Source organism: Salipiger sp. ABN3_019, assembly GCF_056158605.1.
The window spans coordinates 1-18,161 of sequence record NZ_JBSWTP010000004.1; the positions used below are offsets into that span (position 1 = coordinate 1).

16 protein-coding genes and 2 pseudogenes are annotated in these 18,161 nt (G+C 64.9%); 11 read left to right on the top strand and 7 right to left on the bottom strand.

The window, feature by feature from the left end; genetic code table 11:
• Both ACXAD2_RS03930 and glnT read left to right on the top strand, forming a co-directional pair.
• On the top strand, positions 1-291 hold a 291-nt coding region (locus tag ACXAD2_RS03930; RefSeq protein ID WP_475167129.1), incomplete at its 5' end, for a glutamate synthase-related protein.
• Positions 292-371: 80 nt separating this feature from the next.
• On the top strand, positions 372-1,688 hold the full coding sequence (gene glnT, locus ACXAD2_RS03935; RefSeq protein WP_475167131.1) for a type III glutamate--ammonia ligase: 1,317 nt from the start codon (positions 372-374) through the stop codon (positions 1,686-1,688).
• A 24-nt stretch (positions 1,689-1,712) separates the two neighbouring features.
• Here the strand turns inward: glnT and ACXAD2_RS03940 are convergent, their stop codons facing one another.
• A complete protein-coding gene (locus ACXAD2_RS03940; protein ID WP_475167134.1) occupies positions 1,713-2,681 on the bottom strand; it encodes a GlxA family transcriptional regulator in 969 nt (322 codons plus the stop codon).
• A gap of 120 nt (positions 2,682-2,801) precedes the next feature.
• Between ACXAD2_RS03940 and ACXAD2_RS03945 the strand changes: the two genes are divergently transcribed.
• From ACXAD2_RS03945 to ACXAD2_RS03960, 4 genes are read left to right on the top strand one after another with little or no spacing between them, the layout of a single operon-like run.
• Positions 2,802-4,052 carry a sarcosine oxidase subunit beta family protein gene (locus tag ACXAD2_RS03945; protein WP_475167136.1) on the top strand — a complete coding sequence of 417 codons (1,251 nt, stop codon included), beginning with the start codon at positions 2,802-2,804 and terminating at the stop codon, positions 4,050-4,052.
• Positions 4,053-4,061: 9 nt separating this feature from the next.
• Positions 4,062-4,343 carry a sarcosine oxidase subunit delta gene (locus ACXAD2_RS03950; RefSeq protein WP_206895757.1) on the top strand — a complete coding sequence of 94 codons (282 nt, stop codon included), beginning with the start codon at positions 4,062-4,064 and terminating at the stop codon, positions 4,341-4,343.
• Entirely contained in the window at positions 4,340-7,285 is a 2,946-nt protein-coding gene (locus ACXAD2_RS03955) for a sarcosine oxidase subunit alpha family protein (RefSeq protein ID WP_475167138.1), read from the top strand. Before ACXAD2_RS03950 ends, ACXAD2_RS03955 begins: the two co-directional genes overlap by 4 nt.
• A complete protein-coding gene (locus tag ACXAD2_RS03960; protein ID WP_475167142.1) occupies positions 7,278-7,820 on the top strand; it encodes a sarcosine oxidase subunit gamma in 543 nt (180 codons plus the stop codon). The genes ACXAD2_RS03955 and ACXAD2_RS03960 overlap by 8 nt, the downstream gene beginning before the upstream one ends.
• 79 nt (positions 7,821-7,899) lie before the next feature.
• Here ACXAD2_RS03960 and ACXAD2_RS03965 read toward each other — a convergent pair.
• From ACXAD2_RS03965 to ACXAD2_RS03990, 6 genes and pseudogenes are all read right to left on the bottom strand, one after another.
• A pseudogene (locus ACXAD2_RS03965) lies at positions 7,900-8,450 on the bottom strand (IS30 family transposase); the annotation flags it as partial.
• 234 nt (positions 8,451-8,684) lie between these two features.
• Positions 8,685-9,710 (bottom strand): IS110 family RNA-guided transposase, encoded by a 1,026-nt coding sequence (locus ACXAD2_RS03970; protein ID WP_475167146.1) that lies wholly within the window; start codon positions 9,708-9,710, stop codon positions 8,685-8,687.
• 86 nt (positions 9,711-9,796) lie between these two features.
• Positions 9,797-10,333 (bottom strand): annotated as a pseudogene (locus ACXAD2_RS03975) (IS30 family transposase); the annotation flags it as partial.
• A 197-nt stretch (positions 10,334-10,530) separates the two neighbouring features.
• Positions 10,531-10,803, bottom strand: a complete 273-nt coding sequence (locus tag ACXAD2_RS03980; protein ID WP_206895879.1) for a hypothetical protein — start codon at positions 10,801-10,803, stop codon at positions 10,531-10,533.
• Positions 10,804-10,864: 61 nt separating this feature from the next.
• On the bottom strand, positions 10,865-12,217 hold the full coding sequence (locus ACXAD2_RS03985; RefSeq protein WP_475166197.1) for an ISNCY family transposase: 1,353 nt from the start codon (positions 12,215-12,217) through the stop codon (positions 10,865-10,867).
• Positions 12,218-12,382: 165 nt separating this feature from the next.
• Positions 12,383-13,186, bottom strand: coding sequence for a DeoR/GlpR family DNA-binding transcription regulator (locus ACXAD2_RS03990; protein ID WP_475167148.1), 804 nt, complete (start codon positions 13,184-13,186; stop codon positions 12,383-12,385).
• 251 nt (positions 13,187-13,437) lie between these two features.
• Here ACXAD2_RS03990 and ACXAD2_RS03995 point away from each other — a divergent pair, with 251 nt between their 5' ends.
• The 5 genes from ACXAD2_RS03995 (at position 13,438) to ACXAD2_RS04015 (ending at position 18,028) form a co-directional block, all read left to right on the top strand.
• Positions 13,438-14,502 carry an extracellular solute-binding protein gene (locus ACXAD2_RS03995; protein WP_475167153.1) on the top strand — a complete coding sequence of 355 codons (1,065 nt, stop codon included), beginning with the start codon at positions 13,438-13,440 and terminating at the stop codon, positions 14,500-14,502.
• Between the two features lie 86 nt (positions 14,503-14,588).
• Positions 14,589-15,401: an alkaline phosphatase family protein gene (locus ACXAD2_RS04000; protein ID WP_475167155.1), complete on the top strand. Its 813-nt coding sequence runs from the start codon at positions 14,589-14,591 to the stop codon at positions 15,399-15,401.
• Positions 15,395-16,204 (top strand): ABC transporter permease, encoded by an 810-nt coding sequence (locus tag ACXAD2_RS04005; protein WP_475167158.1) that lies wholly within the window; start codon positions 15,395-15,397, stop codon positions 16,202-16,204. Before ACXAD2_RS04000 ends, ACXAD2_RS04005 begins: the two co-directional genes overlap by 7 nt.
• Complete coding sequence (locus tag ACXAD2_RS04010) at positions 16,201-16,989, top strand: ABC transporter permease (RefSeq protein ID WP_475167161.1); 789 nt, start codon at positions 16,201-16,203, stop codon at positions 16,987-16,989. The genes ACXAD2_RS04005 and ACXAD2_RS04010 overlap by 4 nt, the downstream gene beginning before the upstream one ends.
• Before the next feature lie 4 nt (positions 16,990-16,993).
• Positions 16,994-18,028 carry an ABC transporter ATP-binding protein gene (locus ACXAD2_RS04015; RefSeq protein WP_475167163.1) on the top strand — a complete coding sequence of 345 codons (1,035 nt, stop codon included), beginning with the start codon at positions 16,994-16,996 and terminating at the stop codon, positions 18,026-18,028.
• The last annotated feature ends 133 nt before the right edge of the window (positions 18,029-18,161 follow it).

Here is an 18,161-nt window from a genome sequence, read left to right on the forward strand (position 1 = left end):
ACCACCGCCGGAGCTTATGACGACTGGCACGAAGGGCGCGATCCGGCGGGCATCACCACGCAGGACCCTGACCTCATGGCGCGGCTCGATCCCATCGCTGCGGGCCGCCGTTTGCGCAACTACCTCAACGTGATGACGCTGGAATGCCAGACCATCGCGCGCGCCTGCGGCAAGAGCCATGTGCACAATCTTGAACCAGAAGACCTCTGCGCGCTGACCATGGAGGCCGCCGCCATGGCGCGCGTGCCGCTCGCCGGGACAGAGTGGTACCCGGGCAAGCCGGGCTTCTGAACCGGCTGCAAGCGACGGGAAGACCGGGCGAGGGCGCGCAGACGCCCCGCCCGCCACAACAGGGAACGAAAGGTATCGCCATGGCCGATCTGGCTGAATTCGCCCGCGAACGCGGCATCAAGTACTTCATGATCTCCTACACCGATCTTTTCGGGGGCCAGCGCGCCAAGCTGGTGCCCGCGCAGGCGATCGCGGACATGCAAGAAGACGGCGCGGGGTTTGCCGGTTTCGCCACATGGCTCGACCTCACCCCGGCGCATCCCGACATGCTGGCGGTGCCCGACGCTTCGGCGGCGATCCAGCTGCCATGGAAGCCCGAGGTGGCATGGGTCCCCGCCGATTGCGTCATGGAAGGCGCGCCGGTGGATCAGGCGCCGCGCAATGTGCTGCGCAAACTGGTCGATGAGGCCGCCTCCGAGGGGCTGCGCGTGAAGACCGGCATCGAGGCCGAATTCTTCCTGCTCACCCCCGAGGGCACGCAAATCTCAGACCCTTTCGATACCGCCGAGAAACCCTGCTACGACCAACAGGCGGTGATGCGCCGCTACGATGTGATCGCCGAGATCTGCGATTACATGCTGGAACTGGGTTGGGGCCCGTATCAGAACGACCACGAGGACGCCAACGGCCAGTTCGAGATGAACTGGGAGTTCGCCGACGCGCTGGTCACCGCCGACCGCCACAGCTTCTTCAAGTTCATGGTGAAATCGGTCGCTGAAAAGCACGGGCTGCGGGCGACCTTCATGCCCAAGCCGATCGAAGGGCTGACCGGCAACGGCTGCCACGCGCATATCTCGGTCTGGGATCTGGACGGCAAGACCAACGCTTTCGCCGGAGATGCCGGTGGCCAGATCGGCGAGGTCGGCCTTTCCGAGCAGGGCGGGCACTTCCTTGGCGGCATCATGAAACACGCCGAAGCGCTGGCCGCGATCACCAACCCCACGGTCAACAGCTACAAGCGCATCAACGCGCCGCGCACCATGTCGGGTGCAACTTGGGCGCCGAACACCGTCACATGGACCGGCAACAACCGCACCCATATGGTGCGCGTGCCGGGGCCGGGCCGCTTCGAGCTACGGCTGCCGGATGGCGCGACCAACCCCTATCTGCTGCAGGCGGTGATCATCGCGGCGGGTCTGTCGGGCATCCGCTCCAAGGCCGATCCGGGCCAGCGCTACGACATCGACATGTATGCCGAAGGCCACACTGTGAAAGACGCGCCGAAACTGCCGCTGAACCTGCTGGACGCAATCCGTGCCTATGATGCGGATGAGGAGCTGAAGGCGATGATGGGTGCCGAGTTCTCGGCCTCCTACGCCAAGATGAAGCTGCAGGAGTGGAATTCCTTCGTGTCGCATTTCTCTCGCTGGGAGAAAGACAATACGCTGGATATCTGACGTCCCGCTCATCACGCCCCGGGGTTAGCTCCGGGGCGTCTTGCGTGTTGAGGCAGACACCGCAGGTCGCAGCCGCGATGGCTCGTGACCATAGAGCCGCCGGAATGCATCGGAGAAGTGCGAGGGCGTCGAGAAGCCGGTCATCTGGGCAATCTGCGAGAGTGGCAGGCGGGTCGAGGCGATCAGCTCGCGCCCGGTCTCGAGCCTCAACCGCCGGTATTCCTCCATCACCGAACGCCCCAGTGCGGCGCGGAACTGGCGCTGAAGCTGGCGCACGGACAACCCGCTCAGGCTTGCGATCTGATCCTGGTCGAGCGGATCGGCGATATGGCTCTCCATCAGCTCCAGCGCGCCTTCGACCGCGCGCGGCAGCGCACCGTATCGGGCGGCGAGAGACACCCGTTGCGGTGCTTCGGCGCCCCGGATCTCGGTCTGGATGAACCAGTCGGAAATGCGCTCGGCGAAGCGGTTGCCGAAATCCCGCGCGATGATCGTATGCATCATGTCCAGCGGCGCCGAGCCGCCGGCGCAGGTATAGCGGTCGCGGTCGATGACAAAGAGTCTGCGCTCCAGCAGCCAGGGACCGGGCATCGTGTCGAAATCATCGTAATGGTGCCAGTGGACGGTAAAGCGCCGGTCGAGCAGAAGTCCCGCCCGCGCCAAGACCACCGCCCCGCCCGAGATGCCCCCCAGCGCCACGCCGTTGCGATCCGCCTGCCGCAGCCAGGCCATCAGCGCCGGGTCCGTGATGCGCGCCGGATCGCCCCCTGCCACCACGAAGATGAGATCGTAGAGCGGCGCGGCATCGCGAAAGAACTGCGTCTGGAAGGTGGCCCCGACCGACGACACGGCGGTGGTGCCGGTGTTCGAAAGAAGCGTGATGTCATAGGCGAGATCGGGCGAAAAAAGGTTCGCTGCGCGCAGCGGCTCCAGCGCGGCGGAGGTCGAGAGCAGCGCAAAACCGTCGAGCAGAAGAAATGCAATTCGACGCATCGCGCGTCTCCCGTCCCGGAATTTCAGTCTATGTCCCAAGTTCAACAGAAATCGTCCCAAAGCAAGATAGTGCCGCGAAAAAATGGGGATACAACAAGGGAGTTCGCAAGAGAGGCCCGCATGACATTCTCAGGTTTCAAAGTCGTCAAAGAAGCGCTGACCGGCCACAGGGGATGGGGCCCGCTGTGGCGCAATCCGACCCCGAAACCAGCCTATGATGTGGTGATCGTAGGCGGCGGCGGGCACGGGCTTGCGACCGCCTACTACCTCGCCAAGCGCTACAATCTGCGCAATGTGGCGGTGCTGGAAAAGGGCTGGATCGGGTCGGGCAATGCGGGGCGCAACACCACCATCATCCGCTCGAACTACCTGTTGCCGGGCAACCAGCCGTTCTACGAGCTGTCGATGCAGCTCTGGGAGACCCTCGAGCAAGACACCAATTTCAACTCGATGGTCAGCCAGCGCGGGATCATCAACCTCTTTCACTCGGACGGCCAGCGCGACGCATACCGTCGGCGCGGCAACGCGATGATGATCTCGGGTGCAGGGGCGCGGCTGCTGGATCAGCGCGAGCTGCGCGACATGGCGCCCTTCCTCAACTTTGACAACGCGCGCTTTCCGATCAAGGGCGGGCTGCTGCAGGAACGTGCGGGCACGGCCCGCCACGATGGCGTGGTCTGGGGCTATGCCCGCGGCGCCGACCAGCTGGGCGTCGACATCATCCAGAATTGCGAGGTTACGGGCTTCCGCATCGAGAACGGGAAGATGCTCGGGGTCGAGACCACGCGCGGCTATATCGGCGCGGGCAAGGTGGGCGTGTCGGTCGCGGGCAGTTCGGGCCGGGTGATGGCCTATGCGAACCGCCGCCTGCCGATCGAGAGCCATGTGCTGCAGGCCTTCGTGTCGGAAGGGCTCAAGCCGGTCATCCCGGGGGTCATCACCTTCGGCGCGGGACATTTCTATGTCAGCCAGTCCGACAAGGGCGGGCTGGTCTTTGGCGGCGACATCGACGGCTACAACTCCTATGCGCAGCGGGGCAATCTGCCGGTGATCGAGGACGTGCTCGAAGGCGGCATGGCCTTGATGCCGATGATCGGACGGGCGCGTCTGCTGCGCGCCTGGGGCGGGTTGGTCGACATGTCGATGGACGGCTCTCCGATCATCGACCGCACCGACATCGACGGGCTCTATTTCAACGGCGCGTGGAACTACGGGGGCTTCAAGGCGACCCCCGCCGCGGGCCTCACCTTTGCGCATCTGCTGGCCACCGACACGCCGCACGACACCGCGACCGGCTTCCGCTTCGATCGGTTCAACCGCGGCTACGTCATTGATGAAAAGGGCGTCGGCGCCCAACCCAACCTGCACTGAGGCCATGACATGCTGATCCCTCATCCCCTTCTCGGCCTTCGCGACGCGCAGGAGTTCACCTATCTGGGCGATGCCGCGCTGATGAACCGCCCCGACCCGGATGCACCGGGCGCCGAGGCCGCCTTCTGCGACTACGTCTTCCTGCGCGACAACCCGGCGGGCGTGCACCGCGAATTGTGGTTCCACGAACAAGGGGATCGCTCGTGGCTGGTGGTCACGCGCAACACCCTGACCCATGAGATCCTCGGCGCCGAGCTGGCCTCGGACGTGAAAGCAGGAGCCGCGCAATGACCCGTCTGACCGGCGGTCTGATCGACCGCAGCCAGCCGCTGCACTTCACCTTCAACGGCTCCGGCTATCAGGGCTTCGAAGGCGACACGCTCGCCTCGGCGCTGCTGGCCAGCGGCGTGCGGCTGATGGGCCGTAGCTTCAAGTATCACCGTCCCCGCGGACCGATCGCGGCGGGCAGCGAAGAGCCCAACGCGCTGGTCTCGCTGCGCGATGGCGCCCGGGCCGAGCCCAACACCCGCGCCACGGTGACCGAGCTTTACGATGGGCTCAGCGCCCGTTCGCAGAACCATGTCGGCCCGCTGCACCGCGACATGCTGGCGGTGAACGACCTGCTGTCGCCGTTCTTTGCCGCGGGGTTCTATTACAAGACCTTCATGTGGCCCAAGGCCTTCTGGGAAAAGCTCTATGAGCCTGCGATCCGCAAGGCGGCGGGGCTCGGAGCGCTGTCGATGCTGCCCGATCCAGACGCCTATGACCGGGGCTTCCTGCATTGCGACCTGCTGGTGATCGGCGGCGGCGCGGCGGGGCTGACGGCGGCGCTGACCGCCGGGCGCGCGGGGGCTCAGGTGGTGCTCGCCGACGAGGACTTCCGCCTCGGCGGGCGGCTGCTGATGGAAAGCGACCTTCTGGACGGTGCGCCTGCCAGCGACTGGGTCGAGAGCGTGCTGGCCGAGCTTGCCAGCCTGCCGAATGTGCGGATCATGACCCGCACCACGATCTTCGGCGTCTTCGATCACGGCATCTATGGCGCGGTCGAGCGGGTGGCGGATCATCTTCCGGTGCCCGGCGACAGGGTGCGCCAGACGCTCTGGCGGATCACCGCAAAACGCGCCGTGCTGGCGGCGGGCGCGACCGAGCGGCACATCCCCTTTGCCGACAACGACCGGCCCGGCATCCTGCTGGCGGGCGCGCTGCGCGCCTATGCCAACCGCTGGGCGACGCTTCCGGTGGCGCAGGCAGGCGACGCGGTGGCGATATTCACCAACGGCGACGACGGGCACCGCACGGCGCTTGACCTGCTGGCCAAGGGCGCGACCCTGCTTGGGGTGATCGACACCCGCGACGATGCGGTCGCCCATGGCGACTATCGCGTCTTTGCTGGCGCGCAGGTCACCGGCAGCAAGGGCCGTCTGGGGCTGAGCCAGATCGAGATCACCGAAGGCGGCAAGGCCTCGTGGCACGAGGTCGGCGCGCTGGGGGTGGCGGGGGGCTGGAACCCGAACCTGCACCTCGCCTCGCACCATCGCGGGCGGCCCGAGTGGGATGCCTCGCTGCTGGCCTTCGTGCCGGGGCAGGGCGGCCCGCAGGGGCTGATCCCCGCGGGCGCTGCCGCCGGCAAAGGCGGCACGGCGCAGGCGCTGGCGGATGGCGCGCGCGCGGCGCAGGCCGCTCTGGACGACCTGACGCTCACCGCGCCGCAGATCGCGCTGCCCGAGGCAACGGATGCCCCCTCGGCGCAGGAGGCTTTCTGGCATGTGCCCGGAAAGAAACGCGCCTGGTTGGATTTCCAGAACGACGTGACGGTCAAGGACGTGAAGCTGGCGCATCAGGAAAACATGCGCCCGGTCGAGCATCTCAAGCGCTGGACCACGCTCGGCATGGCGACGGATCAGGGCAAGACCGCGAATGTCTCGGCGCTTGCGGTGATGGCCGAACTGACAGGAAAGTCGATCCCCGAAACCGGCGCCACGATCTTTCGTCCGCCCTACACCCCGGTCTCGCTTGGTGTGCTTGGCGGCGGTGACACGGGTGCCAATTTCCGCCCGCGGCGGCTCACGCCGACCCATGGCTGGGCGCAGGCGCAGGGCGCAGAATTCGTCGAGGTCGGTCCATGGATGCGGGCGCAATATTTCCCGCGCAAGGGCGAGAGCCACTGGCGCCAGAGCGTCGACCGCGAGGTGCTGGCCGTCCGCGCGGGTGTCGGGCTGTGCGATGTCACCACGCTGGGCAAGGTGGATGTGCAGGGCGGCGATGCCGGGGAGTTCCTCAACCGCCTCTACGCCAACATGATGGGCACGCTGAAGGTCGGCAAGGTGCGCTACGGGCTGATGCTGCGCGAGGACGGGCACGCCTACGATGACGGCACCTGTGCGCGGCTGGCCGAAGATCACTATGTGGTCACAACCACCACCGCCAACGCCGGGCTGGTCTATCAGCGCATGGAATTTGCGCGCCAGTGCCTCTGGCCCGAGCTTGACGTGCAGCTGATCTCGACCACCGACGCATGGGCGCAGATCGCCGTGGCGGGGCCGAAATCGCGCGAGTTGCTGAGCCGCATCGTCGATGATTTCGACCTGTCGAATGAGGCCTTCCCCTTCATGGCCTGCGCGCCGCTCAGCATCTGCGGCGGGCTGCGCGCGCGGCTATTCCGCATCTCATTCTCGGGCGAGCTTGCCTATGAGGTCGCCGTGCCCGCGCGCTACGGCCATGCGTTGATGCAGCGGTTGATGGAGCGCGGTGCCGATCTCGGCGTCACGCCCTATGGCACCGAGGCGCTTGGCGTGCTGCGCATCGAGAAAGGACACGCCGCCGGGGCGGAACTGAACGGCCAGACCACGGCGCAGATGCTGGGGCTGGGCCGGATGGTCTCGGCCAAGAAGGACAGCATCGGCGCGGTGATGTCGCGCCGCGAGGGGCTGGCCGCCGACCGCCGCCGCCTTGTCGGGCTGAAGTCCGCCTCGCCGCAGGAACAGGTGGCGGCGGGGTCGCATCTCTTCACCGAAGGGACGGCGCAGAGCATGCAAACCGATCAGGGATGGGTCACCTCGTCGTGCTGGTCGCCACATCTGCAGAGCTACATCGCGCTGGCCTATCTCGAGAACGGCGACACTCGCCTTGGCGAGATCGTCATTGCCGCCAACCCGCTAGAGGGGCGCGAGCTGCGCGCCGAGGTCGTGCCCGCCCATTTTGTGGATCCCGAAGGAGGACGTCTCCGTGACTGACCTTTCCCCCGTCACCGCGCTTGGCGACAGTGCGCAGCGCTGCGCGCGTTTCGGCGCGCTCACCTTGTCGGAAAACACAGGCCTCGCCCTGGCCTCGCTGGCGCTGCGCAAGGGGCAGGCGGTCCCGGCGCCCTTTGGCCTCGCGCTTCCGGATGTGGCCCGCGCGGTCTCCGCGGGCTCGCATGGCGCCTTCTGGACCGGTCGCGGCCAATGGATGATCGAGGGTGAGGGTCTGGCCGAGACCGATTTTGCCGCCGCGCTGCAGGCGCAGGTGCCGGGCTACACGGTCACCGAGCAGACCGACGGTTTCGTCGCGGTTGAGATTGTCTCGGACTCGGGCGGCGCTCCGCTCGAGAGGTTGCTGAGCAGGCTGGTGAATATCGACCTGAAGACGCTCGAGCCCGGCTGCTGCCTCCGCACGGGGCTCGAACATATGAGTGTGTTCCTGATCCGCCGCTCGGACACCCGACTGGCGGTGATCGGCATGCGCAGCCTTGCGGGATCGCTGTGGCACGCCCTGTCGCACGCGGCCTGAAGTGATGTGGAGGAGACGAACGGGCTGAACCGGGCCAAGAACGGTTTTCTGATTCACGACTCGGATGCGAGTGGCAAGACTATCGTGCAGCGCCAGCGTGTGTGCGCGACTTGAAGCGCGACTCCCATGACCTGCGACGGTAGGGGCGCCCGCCCATTTCCTCCATCATCTTTTCTCGGAAGACCTCGGCCGGGGTCCTCCAGCCGAGGCACTTACGGGGCGTGTTTTTGAGCTGGTCGCAGAGCTGCTTCAGCTCAAGCTCCGTCATGGCCGCGATGTCACGCTGCCTTGGAAGCCAGCGCCGCAGCCGGCGGTTGGTGTTCAGGGCAGTGCCTTTCTGCCAGGGCCCTGCGGGTCGCAGAACCAGCTGTCCGCGCCGATCCCATCCTTGAGCCGTTGCCATGCCGAGAACTCGGTTCCGCGGTCGAAGGTGATGGATTGCCGCGCATCCGCGGGCAGGGCGGAGAGCCCCTGGATGAGGAATTCCATGATCGGCTTCGATCGTCGGTCCTCGTTGCGCAGCACGACGGTGTAGCGGCTGACACGCTCCACCAGGGAGGTCACGTTGATCTTGCCGTGCTCCTTGCGGAACATCACCAGGTCACATTCCATGTGTGGATACCTCGGTCGGTGCAAGCCTTTCTTGAACGAGTCGAACATGTGATCGGGTACGGTCATGTGTCAGGCCTCGATGTGCGGCTTTGACAATGCCGCGGGCCGGTATGGCGATGCGAAGGTTGGGTCCATATCAATGTGCCCGAGTTGGAAGCTCTCTGGGAATGCCTGGTTTCCCCAACCTCGATCTGGTCGATCGTTTGTCCTTACTGTTTAATGTCCGTCTCACACCTGCCAACCCTCACCGTGTCACGCGGCAAGGGCTGGCTCTCGATAGTCCTCCTGTTTCGTCATCATCGCCCAGATCGCGCGGGCGGTTTTGTTTGCCAAGGCGATGGCGACCAGAATCCGGGGCTTGCGCGCCAGCATCTGCTCCAACCAGGACCCTTTGGGAGGGCCGTTCTTGACCGCCCATCTGACCCGCGTCATCGCGCCGATGATCAACAGTCTGCGAATGTCCCATTGTCCCATCTTTGAAGTGCGCCCCAGAATTTGCCGGCCACCTGTCGATTTCTGAACAGGGACGAGACCTAGCCAGACCGCAAAATCACGCCCCGTTCGGAACCCTTCCATCGGCGGGGCGAAGGCTTGAATTGCCATGGCGCTGACGGGGCCGACACCCGGGGCGGTCTGCAGGCGGATCGTCTCTGGATCGCTCTTGGCTTCTTCTTTGAGGCGCTTTTCTATTTTCATGATCCTGACGTCGAGACTGCCAATCTGCTCGAGGTGCAGGCGACAAAGCTCGGTGACGCCGGATGGGAGCATGCTCTCTGGAGCATCGAGCTGCGCCTCGAGTTTCCTGACGAATGTCCGTCCGGGGGGCGCGATGATGCCATATTCCATAAGGTGCCCACGCAGCGCGTTGATGAGGGCGTTGCGTTGTCGAACGAGGAGATCGCGCGTCTTGAAGGCCATGGATTTGGCCTGCTGCTCGGCGGAGTTCACGGGTACGAACCGCATGGTCGGACGCACCACGGCCTCCGCGATGGCCTCGGCGTCATTCGCATCGTTTTTCTGCCGCTTCACGAAGGGCTTCACGTAAATCGGTGGGATGAGCCGCACTTCGTGGCCGAACTTCATGAACTCCCGCCCCCAATAGTGCGACGAAGCGCAAGCCTCCATGGCGACAAGGCAGGGCGGGTGCTCGGCCATGAACCGGGTGAGCTGCGCCCGCGAGGGCTTCTTGCGGAACACGGGCCGTCCTGACGCCGCCGCGCCGTGAAGCTGAAAGACCGACTTTGCCAAGTCGATGCCGATGACTGTAACCTCTTCCACGGATACCTCCTCCATGCTGGTGCTTTTCAACATCACCATCTTGGCACATCGCGATGCCGTTGCGGGGTGAGGTATCCACACCATCAGTGCCCAAACTCAACGCGCTCGGCGACGCAATCCGGCCTGTTTGAAAGGCTTTGCGCGTCCGAGATGTGGCTGCGCTGGTACCGGCGATATCCTCGGGGTCTGCGGCGTCTGCGATGCTCGGGTAGGTGCCGGTAGAACTGCTCGGCGCGACCTTCCTTCGAGTAGGCGTAGCGATAGATTGTCTCGTGGCTCACACGGACACCATGCTGCTCGAGACGCATCCGGCCGGCGATTTGCTCCGGCGACCAGCCAGCCTTGAGCCCATGCAGGGCGGCAGCTTTGAGCTGCGGGTGCTGAACCATCTTGCGGTGAAGGGCGCGGCGCTTCTCGCTCATGGTCTGGGCATTCAGCGCGTAGTATCCCGCGAGCTCGGGCAGCTCGCCGCCGTCGTAGTGATTGCGCTTCAGATCACGGTAGATGGTCGAGGGGGCGCGGCTCAGACGATCCGCGATCTCGGGGATCGACATCTTGGCCTCACGCCACTTGGAAATCTTGATCCGCTCCTCGAAACTCAGCTGAAGGTAACAACGACCCATCCCACATCCTCCATGCAAACTTCTGTTTTGATACAGAATTTGCACTTCGTTTGTGAATCCATCCCATTTGTTGAACTTGTTGCAACCAAGTTGAAATGTCTTCGGCTGCGCAAAGCAGAAATGTCTCACCGAGGGTGGAGAAGCATGGCCGGGCAGGGCGAAGACCCCACATATCGCAGCCCTGATCGGCCATGCGTTCAGAGCCGGAGCTTGCGGCGCTCCTTTGCGCTGTAGAAGGCACGGAAACCTTGCTCATCGAGGAGCTTCTCGAAGGCCCGCCAGGCAAGGCCGTCGGCAAAATATGGAGGGTTGTCCAAGATCGTCAGCGTCCCGAAGGCGTTCTCCACTGACAGGATCCAAGAAGGATCATCTGAGGTTCGGTAAATCTCCACGGTGAAGCGGTGGCCGTCGATCACCACGTCCTGCGTCAGGTTCGAGAAGATGATCTCCGGCTCTGTATTGCCTGCCATGTGCCTGCCTCGCTCATTCGCTCGCGGCGGAGGTTAGCATCGCGGCGACGCGGCGACAGCGTCATTCCGGGGGTGCTGCGGCCCGCGCCTTTGCCTGGCGCGCTGCCAGCGAGTTCCAGCCGTCGTTGCGGCGACCTGTCGGCTCGTAGCGGGTCCGCTGCTTACCGGCCCGCCGCTTCTTCGGAGGCGCCTTGTCCTGCTCGGCCTTGATGTATTCCAGCACCGCGCTCAGATGCTTGTTCTCGGTGATCGCGGCATGGCTGACACGCTGGTCTTTGTCGAACACGGAGTAGGGCAGCGACACGCCTTTCCAGCGGACCTCGAACCGGCCATCGGGGAACTCGTAGGTGTCGACATACTTGCCAGGCAGTGCGCGCGTGATGTCGTTCTCCGCAAGGATGATGCGCTGCCGCTCATAGGAAAAGGCCAGTTGCCTGGTGACATAGCGCTCATCGCGGAAGCACAGGATCTCTCGCAGACGTTCCGGTTCCATGTTCAGGGACCGGTGCAGGTTGTCGGCCCGTAGCGGCACCTTGGCGAACTTCGCATTATGGCGCGCCAAGAACCTTGGCAGGATCGCGTTGCCGGCTGCCATGTCGCAGACGCCCGCCAGCCGTAGTTCCTTCACCAGCCGATCCTGTAGGGTACGGTTCGCGCGCTCGACGCGGCCCTTTGCCTGGCTGCTGTTTGCACAGAGGATCTCGATGTTCAGATCGTTCAGCGCCCGACCGAACTGGGTCATGCCATGGCCCGACTTCGCTCCTTGCTTGGCGACACGGAACACCGAGTGCTTGTCGGAATAGAAGGCCACGGGCCGGCCGTGCGCCGCGAGATACCGCTCGAGCGCGCCGAAATAGCTGAAGGTGCTCTCAGAGGCTACAAACTCCAGGTGCATCAGCGTGCTGGTGGCGTCGTCGACAAAGGCCAGCAACGTGCAGGCCGGACCGCGTTCCTCGAACCAGGCGTGATCAGAGCCGTCTATCTGCACGAGCTCGCCATAGCAGTCTCGGCGCCGGCGCGGCTGGTGAAACGTTCTGCGCTGATTGCGCGACAGCCAGATGCCGGCATCCTGCATCCATTTGCGCAAGGTCTCCCGCGACACCTTCAGGCCATGGTCTTCCGCCAACTTCTCGGCTGCGAACGTGGGCCCAAAGTCGGCGTAGCGCTCACGGATCAGCGTCAGCGCAAACTCACGCACCGCGGGATCGATCCGGTTGTTGGACGGACGTCCGCGGGCCTTGTGCCGGATCGCCGCCGGACCATCGGCCTGGAACGTCTTCAGAAGCCGGTGAACCTGCCTTCGACTCAAGCCCAGGACCGAGGCCGCCGCCACCGCAGACATCCGGCCTTGCACCACATCACTCAGGACTTCGATCCGGTTCAGCTCGCGCTCGCTCATGACCACCAATCCCACGGCCGCACTCCAATCCTGCCCAATCAGGGGAGTGTGACACTTCAGCTTTGCTCATGTGAGACATTCTAACTTGGCGCTTACAGAACTGATGCTGATAAGAAACATTATGTACATTTTTTTCTGTATCACATGCCGCGAGACGCGTTCACAGACAGCGTCCGCAGGCTACTTCGTCAAGGCCGTATCAGCAGGCCCCTCGAACTCCGGTCCTGCGATCAGCACCCGTAGACACTCCGGAGATGGTCCACCGAGCCGATCTACAAAGTCTTCTGCATCGCTGATCAACGTATTCACGCTCTCGAGACCGCAGATCCGCGCGCGACTTTGTCGACCGAGCTTGGCGGCGTGAGCAAGGGCGATGGTTTGCCGCGCATGTTCGACCATCGCCCGGGCGACCAGAGCTTCGTCCATCGAATAATTGGTCAGCCCGGCGGCGGCCTCCACCGCGACCGGGGCGATGATCGCAAAATCTAGGTGATAGCGACGAATGGCCTCCACCGTGAGCGCGCCGTAGGTGCCCTGTCGGTCCTTGTCGAGGTCGCCGCCCAGAAGCGTGACGCGATGCGCGCAGGTGAGCGTACGCGCGATCGGCAGCGAGTTGGTCACGATGGTCAGGTCGGTGCGGTCGATGAGCGCCTTGCCGAGAACAGCCGTCGTGCTCCCCGCGTCGATGAAGCAATGGCTCTGCTGCGGCAACAGTGCCACGGCGCGTTCGGCAATCCGCTGCTTGGCCTCCGCCGCCTCCATCAGGCGTAGGCCGAAGTTGGGCTCGGGTTGCGGCTCGGCCACGCCCGGACGTACAGCGCCGCCATGGCAACGCCGCAGCAGCCCGCGCGCCTGAAGTTCTGACAGATCGCGCCGCGCTGTCTCGCGCGAGACGCCGGTCTGCGCAACGATCTGCGCGATCCCGATCGCGCCCTCGCGGTCGAGTTGGTCAAGGATCATCCGGTGCCGGGCGTCATGCCACATGTCTCGCTCCTCCTGCGCTGCCTGAGATAATGAGCAACTTGCCACAGTTTGCCACATGAAAATCCACGGGGTCATCGAAGCTTCATCAAAGGTTTGGATTTCTGACATGCTTCTTGCGCTAGCAGGCGCATGCAGATGGGCTGAACGGTGGCAAAAGCACAAGAACACACAGGCACCATGCCCCGACACCGTCTGCCCCAAAATGCCACATGCCGAGACCTCCCGATCGGCACATATCCAAGGACCGACCCATGACTCGCGTTTTCGCGTTCGCCGCCCCGCTGCTCGTCGCGGCCACCTCCCTCTCGGCCCAGAGCTACCCCACCGCAGACACCTCGCCCGAGGTCGCCGACCTGATCGCCGCCGCCAAGCAAGAAGGCGCGGTCAGCTCCGTCGGCATGCCCGACAGCTGGGCCAACTGGAAAGACAGCTGGGAGCAGATCACCGAGCACTATGGTCTCGAGCATTTCGACCGTGACATGAGCTCGGCGCAGGAACTCGCGGTTTTCGAAAACGAAGGCACCAACGGCACCGCCGACATCGGCGACGTGGGCGTCGAGTTCGGCCCGATCGCCGTCAGCCGCGATCTTGTGCAGCCCTACAAGCCCACCACATGGGAGCAGATCCCGGCCTGGGCCAAAGACGCCGACGGCATGTGGGCAATGCCCTACACCGGCACCATGGCCTTCGTCATCTCCAGCGACATCGAGACCCCGCCGTCGAGCTGGGCCGACCTGCTGGAAGGCGATTACGCGATTTCGCTGAACGCCGTCGGCTCGGGCGCGCAGGACAACGCCGCCGTGCTGGCCGCCGCCATCGCCTTCGGCGGCGACGAGACCGACCTGATGCCGGGCGTCGAGTTCTTTGCCAAACTGGCCGAACAGGGCCGCATCCGTGCCAACGCCGCCAACCCTGCCACCATGGAACAGGGCGAGATCGAGGTCGCGCCGCTGTGGGACTTCAACGCACTGAACTACGCCGCCACCGTCGGCGGGGACCGCTACACTGTGATCATCCCTTCGGATGGCTCGGTCACCTCGGGCTATGCCAGCGTGATCAACAAGAACGCGCCGCACCCGAACGCGGCCAAGCTGGCACGCGAATACATCTTCTCGGATCAGGGCCAGATCAACCTCGCCAATGGCTACGCCCGTCCGATCCGCATCGACCACATCGAACTGCCCAAAGAGACCGCCGCCCGCGTGCTGCCCTCCGAGCAGTACGAAAGCGCCAAGCCGATCGACGCCCAGACCTGGCAGGAGAACGCGCCGCGGCTCGGTCAGCTGTGGCAGGAATACGTGCTCTCGGCGATGTAATTTCCGGGCAGACACAGCCCAGCGTGCCCCGCCTCGCGGCGGGGCACCTCAGTCTTGACCGCTCCGACTTCACGAAAGCCCACCCCATGACCGAGCCCGCGCCCCGCGTGATCCTCATCGTGCTCGACGGCCTGCGCCACAGCACCGCCCGCGACACCCTCGGCTGGCTCGAAGGACAGGTCCGCGCCGGCCGCGCCCATTGCGCCGCCATAAACGCCGAGCTTCCGGCGCAGTCGCGCCCCCTCTACGAGACCATCCTCACCGGCCGCACCCCCGCCGAGCACGGCGTCTCCAGCAACGCCATCGTCCGCCGCTCGACGGGTGACAATCTCTTTGCCCGCGTGCGTGCCGCAGGACGCCGCAGCGCCGCTGCCGCCTATCACTGGGTGAGCGAGCTTTACGTCTCTGCCCCTTTCGATCCGCTCACCGACCGGCTGCTGCTTGATGGCAGCGGCGATATCACCGACGGGCTGTTCTACTGGGACGACGCCTATCCCGACGCCCATCTCTTTTCCGACGCCCACGCGCTGATCACCCGCAGCGCGCCCGATTTTCTTCTGCTGCACCCGATGAATGTCGACGACGCCGGGCATAAGGCGGGCGGCAGTTCCAAGCTCTACCGCGATACCGCCCGCGCGCAAGGCGACCTGCTGGCCCGTTTCGCGCCGCTTTGGCAGGCGCTCGGCTACACGGTGATCGTCACCGCCGATCACGGCATGTCGGACGACGGCAACCATTCCGGCCCCGCCCCGGACGAGGCCCAGGTGCCGCTTTACACGCTCGGCTTCCGCGCCGAGCCCGCGCCCCTGCAGACCGAATTGGCGGGCCTGTGCTGCCGCCTGATGCAGATCGAGTCCGGCGCGCTGCGTCCCTACGACGGCGAAATCACCCGATGCTGAGCCGCCGCCTCTACGCGCTTCCGTTCCTCGCGCTGCTGGCACTGATCGTGGTCTGGCCGCTGTCGACCGTTGTCGTCGGATCGTTCAAACCCGGCGCGCCGCTGGAGCATTATGCCTACATCCTTGGAAGCCGGTTTTACCTCAAGGCCTTCTCGGTCACTCTGAAACTCTCGCTGCTGACCACCGCGCTGGGGCTGGCGATCGCTGTGCTGCTGGCCATTGCGCTGCGCGCCCGCTCGCGCCGCCTGTCGGATCTGGCTCTGACCATCGGCAACATCGGCGCGAACTTCGCCGGGGTCCCCTCGGTTCTGGCCTTCATGATCCTGCTCGGGTCCAACGGCATCATCACCAAACTTCTGCGCGAGGCCGGGCTGATGGAGGGCTTCGACCTCTACAGCTGGTCCGGGCTGGTTCTCACCTATCTGTTCTTTCAGGTCTCAATCGGTACCGTTCTGGTCCTGCCGGTGATCACTGCGATCCCGCGCGACATCGAAGAGGCCGCGGACCTCCTGGGACAGGGCGGCGCGCGCTTCTGGGCCTCGGTCGGACTGCCGGTGGTCTGGCGGCAGTTGCTGTCGGTGGCAACGCTGCTCTTCGCCAATGCCATGGGCACCTATGCCACGGCATACACGCTGATGGGGACCAGCGCGCAGATCGTCACCGTGCGCATCGGCGAGCTGGTCGCAGGCGATGTCTTTGCCGATCCCGGCCTCGCCAACGCGCTGTCGATCTGCCTGCTGGTGGTGCTGATCGCGCCGATCCTCCTGGCGCAGCTTCTCACCGCGAAAGGGACGAAGGCATGAGCAGACATTTCTCTGGCAGTTTCCTCGTCTTGTTGGCGAGCCTCTTCGCCCTGCCCTTCCTCGCCATTGCCCTCAGCGCCGTCGCGACCGACTGGAGCGATGCTCTGCTGCCGCGCCACATCGGCCTGGACGTGATCACATCGGTGCTTGGCGATCCGCGCTTTCAGGCTTCGGTGTTGCGGTCACTGGCCATCTCCCTTGCGGCACTTGCGCTCTCACTGGCGCTTATCGTGCCCGCCATCGTCGCCGCGCATGTCTACTGGCCCGCGCTCGACCGCTGGTTCGCCCGGCTGGTGGTGCTGCCCTACGCGGTGCCCGCCGTGGTGCTGGTGGTCGGCTATCTGCGGGTGTTCTCGCAGCCTCCGGTGCAGATTAACGGCACGCCAATCCTTCTGGCACTGGCCTATGTGCCGCTGTGCTTCCCAATGCTCTACGTCAACGTCAAGAACGCGTTGCAAGGGCTTGCCGTGCGCGACTGGCTCGACGCCGGACGCCTCGTCGGCGCAACCGACGAAAGGGTGCTTCTGAGCGTGGTTCTGCCGATGATCGCCCCCGCAATCGGGCTGGCCTGCGTGCTCAACCTCGGCATCCTGATGGGCGAGTTCGTCTACGCCAACTTGCTCGTGGGCGGCCGTTTCGAGACGCTGCAGATCTACATGTTCGCGCAGCGCAGCGAAAGCGGCTCGGTCACCTCCGTCATCATCCTCGCCTATTTCCTGACATTGCTGCTGCTGACGGCTCTCGCCATCTGGCTGAGCGCGCGCGGCGGCACCGACAAGCGCTGATCCCATGAGTTCACAAACCTCCTCCACCTCCCGCAATTTTCTCGACATCGACCGCGTCACCGCCGCCTATGGCGACACGCAGGTGCTGCACGGCGTTTCTCTGGATGTCTCCGAGGGCGAAATGCACGTGCTGCTCGGCCCCTCGGGCTGCGGCAAGACAACGCTGCTGCGCGCCATCTCCGGGCTGCAGCCGATCAGCAGCGGCGCCATGACACTTGGCGGCACCCGGATCGACGACAAGGCCCCTGACAAGCGCGGGCTGGCGATGGTGTTTCAGCACTACGCGCTCTTCCCGAACATGAGCGTGCGCGGAAACCTCGCCTTCGGCCTGCGCGGCAAGGGGCTGTCACGGCCGCAGATCGACGACAGGGTCGAGCGCATGCTGCACACGGTCGATCTGACCGCCCGCGCCGATGCCCGCCCTGCCGCCCTGTCGGGGGGCCAGCGCCAGCGCGTCGCGCTGGCCCGTGCGCTGGTGGTCGAGCCGCGCCTGCTGCTGCTCGACGAGCCGCTGTCGGCACTCGACGCGCAGCTCCGCAAGCGCCTGCAACTCGAACTGAAGCGCCTGCAGCGCGCCGCCGGGCTTACCGCCATCCTTGTCACCCACGATCAAGACGAGGCCATGCGCCTCGGCGACCGGATCACCCTGATGGACGCCGGACATATCGCGCAAACCAGCACCCCTGCAGAACTCCACGCCCGGCCCGCGAACCTTTTCGTCGCGCGGTTCTTCGGCGAGGCCAATATTCTGCCAGCCGACTGGTTTGTCCCCGGCCATGGCGGACATGCGGTTGTCCACCCCACCGCCCTCATGCCCGCGCCCGAGGCCTCTGCCACGGTGTTCACCGCCGATGTCATCGATACCGAGCATCTAGGCGCCTTGCGCAGGGTGAACTGCCGTGCATCCGGAGAAGAGATCAGGTTCGATTTCTTGCCTGCAAGCACGCCGCTGGACGTCACGCCAGGCACGCGTATCGCCTTCGCGGTCCGAGACGACGCCATCCACTACGTTGACGGTTATGCCGCTGGCGTATCGTGATCGACCAGACCGCATCAGACCTGGCCAAATGCGCCCTGCGTTGTGGGGGGCATTCGCAGCAATCGACTATCCTCGGACCATCGGTCTGCAGAGGTAAACATGCTCATTGCGGTCGTGCGCGCTGGCGAGGGGC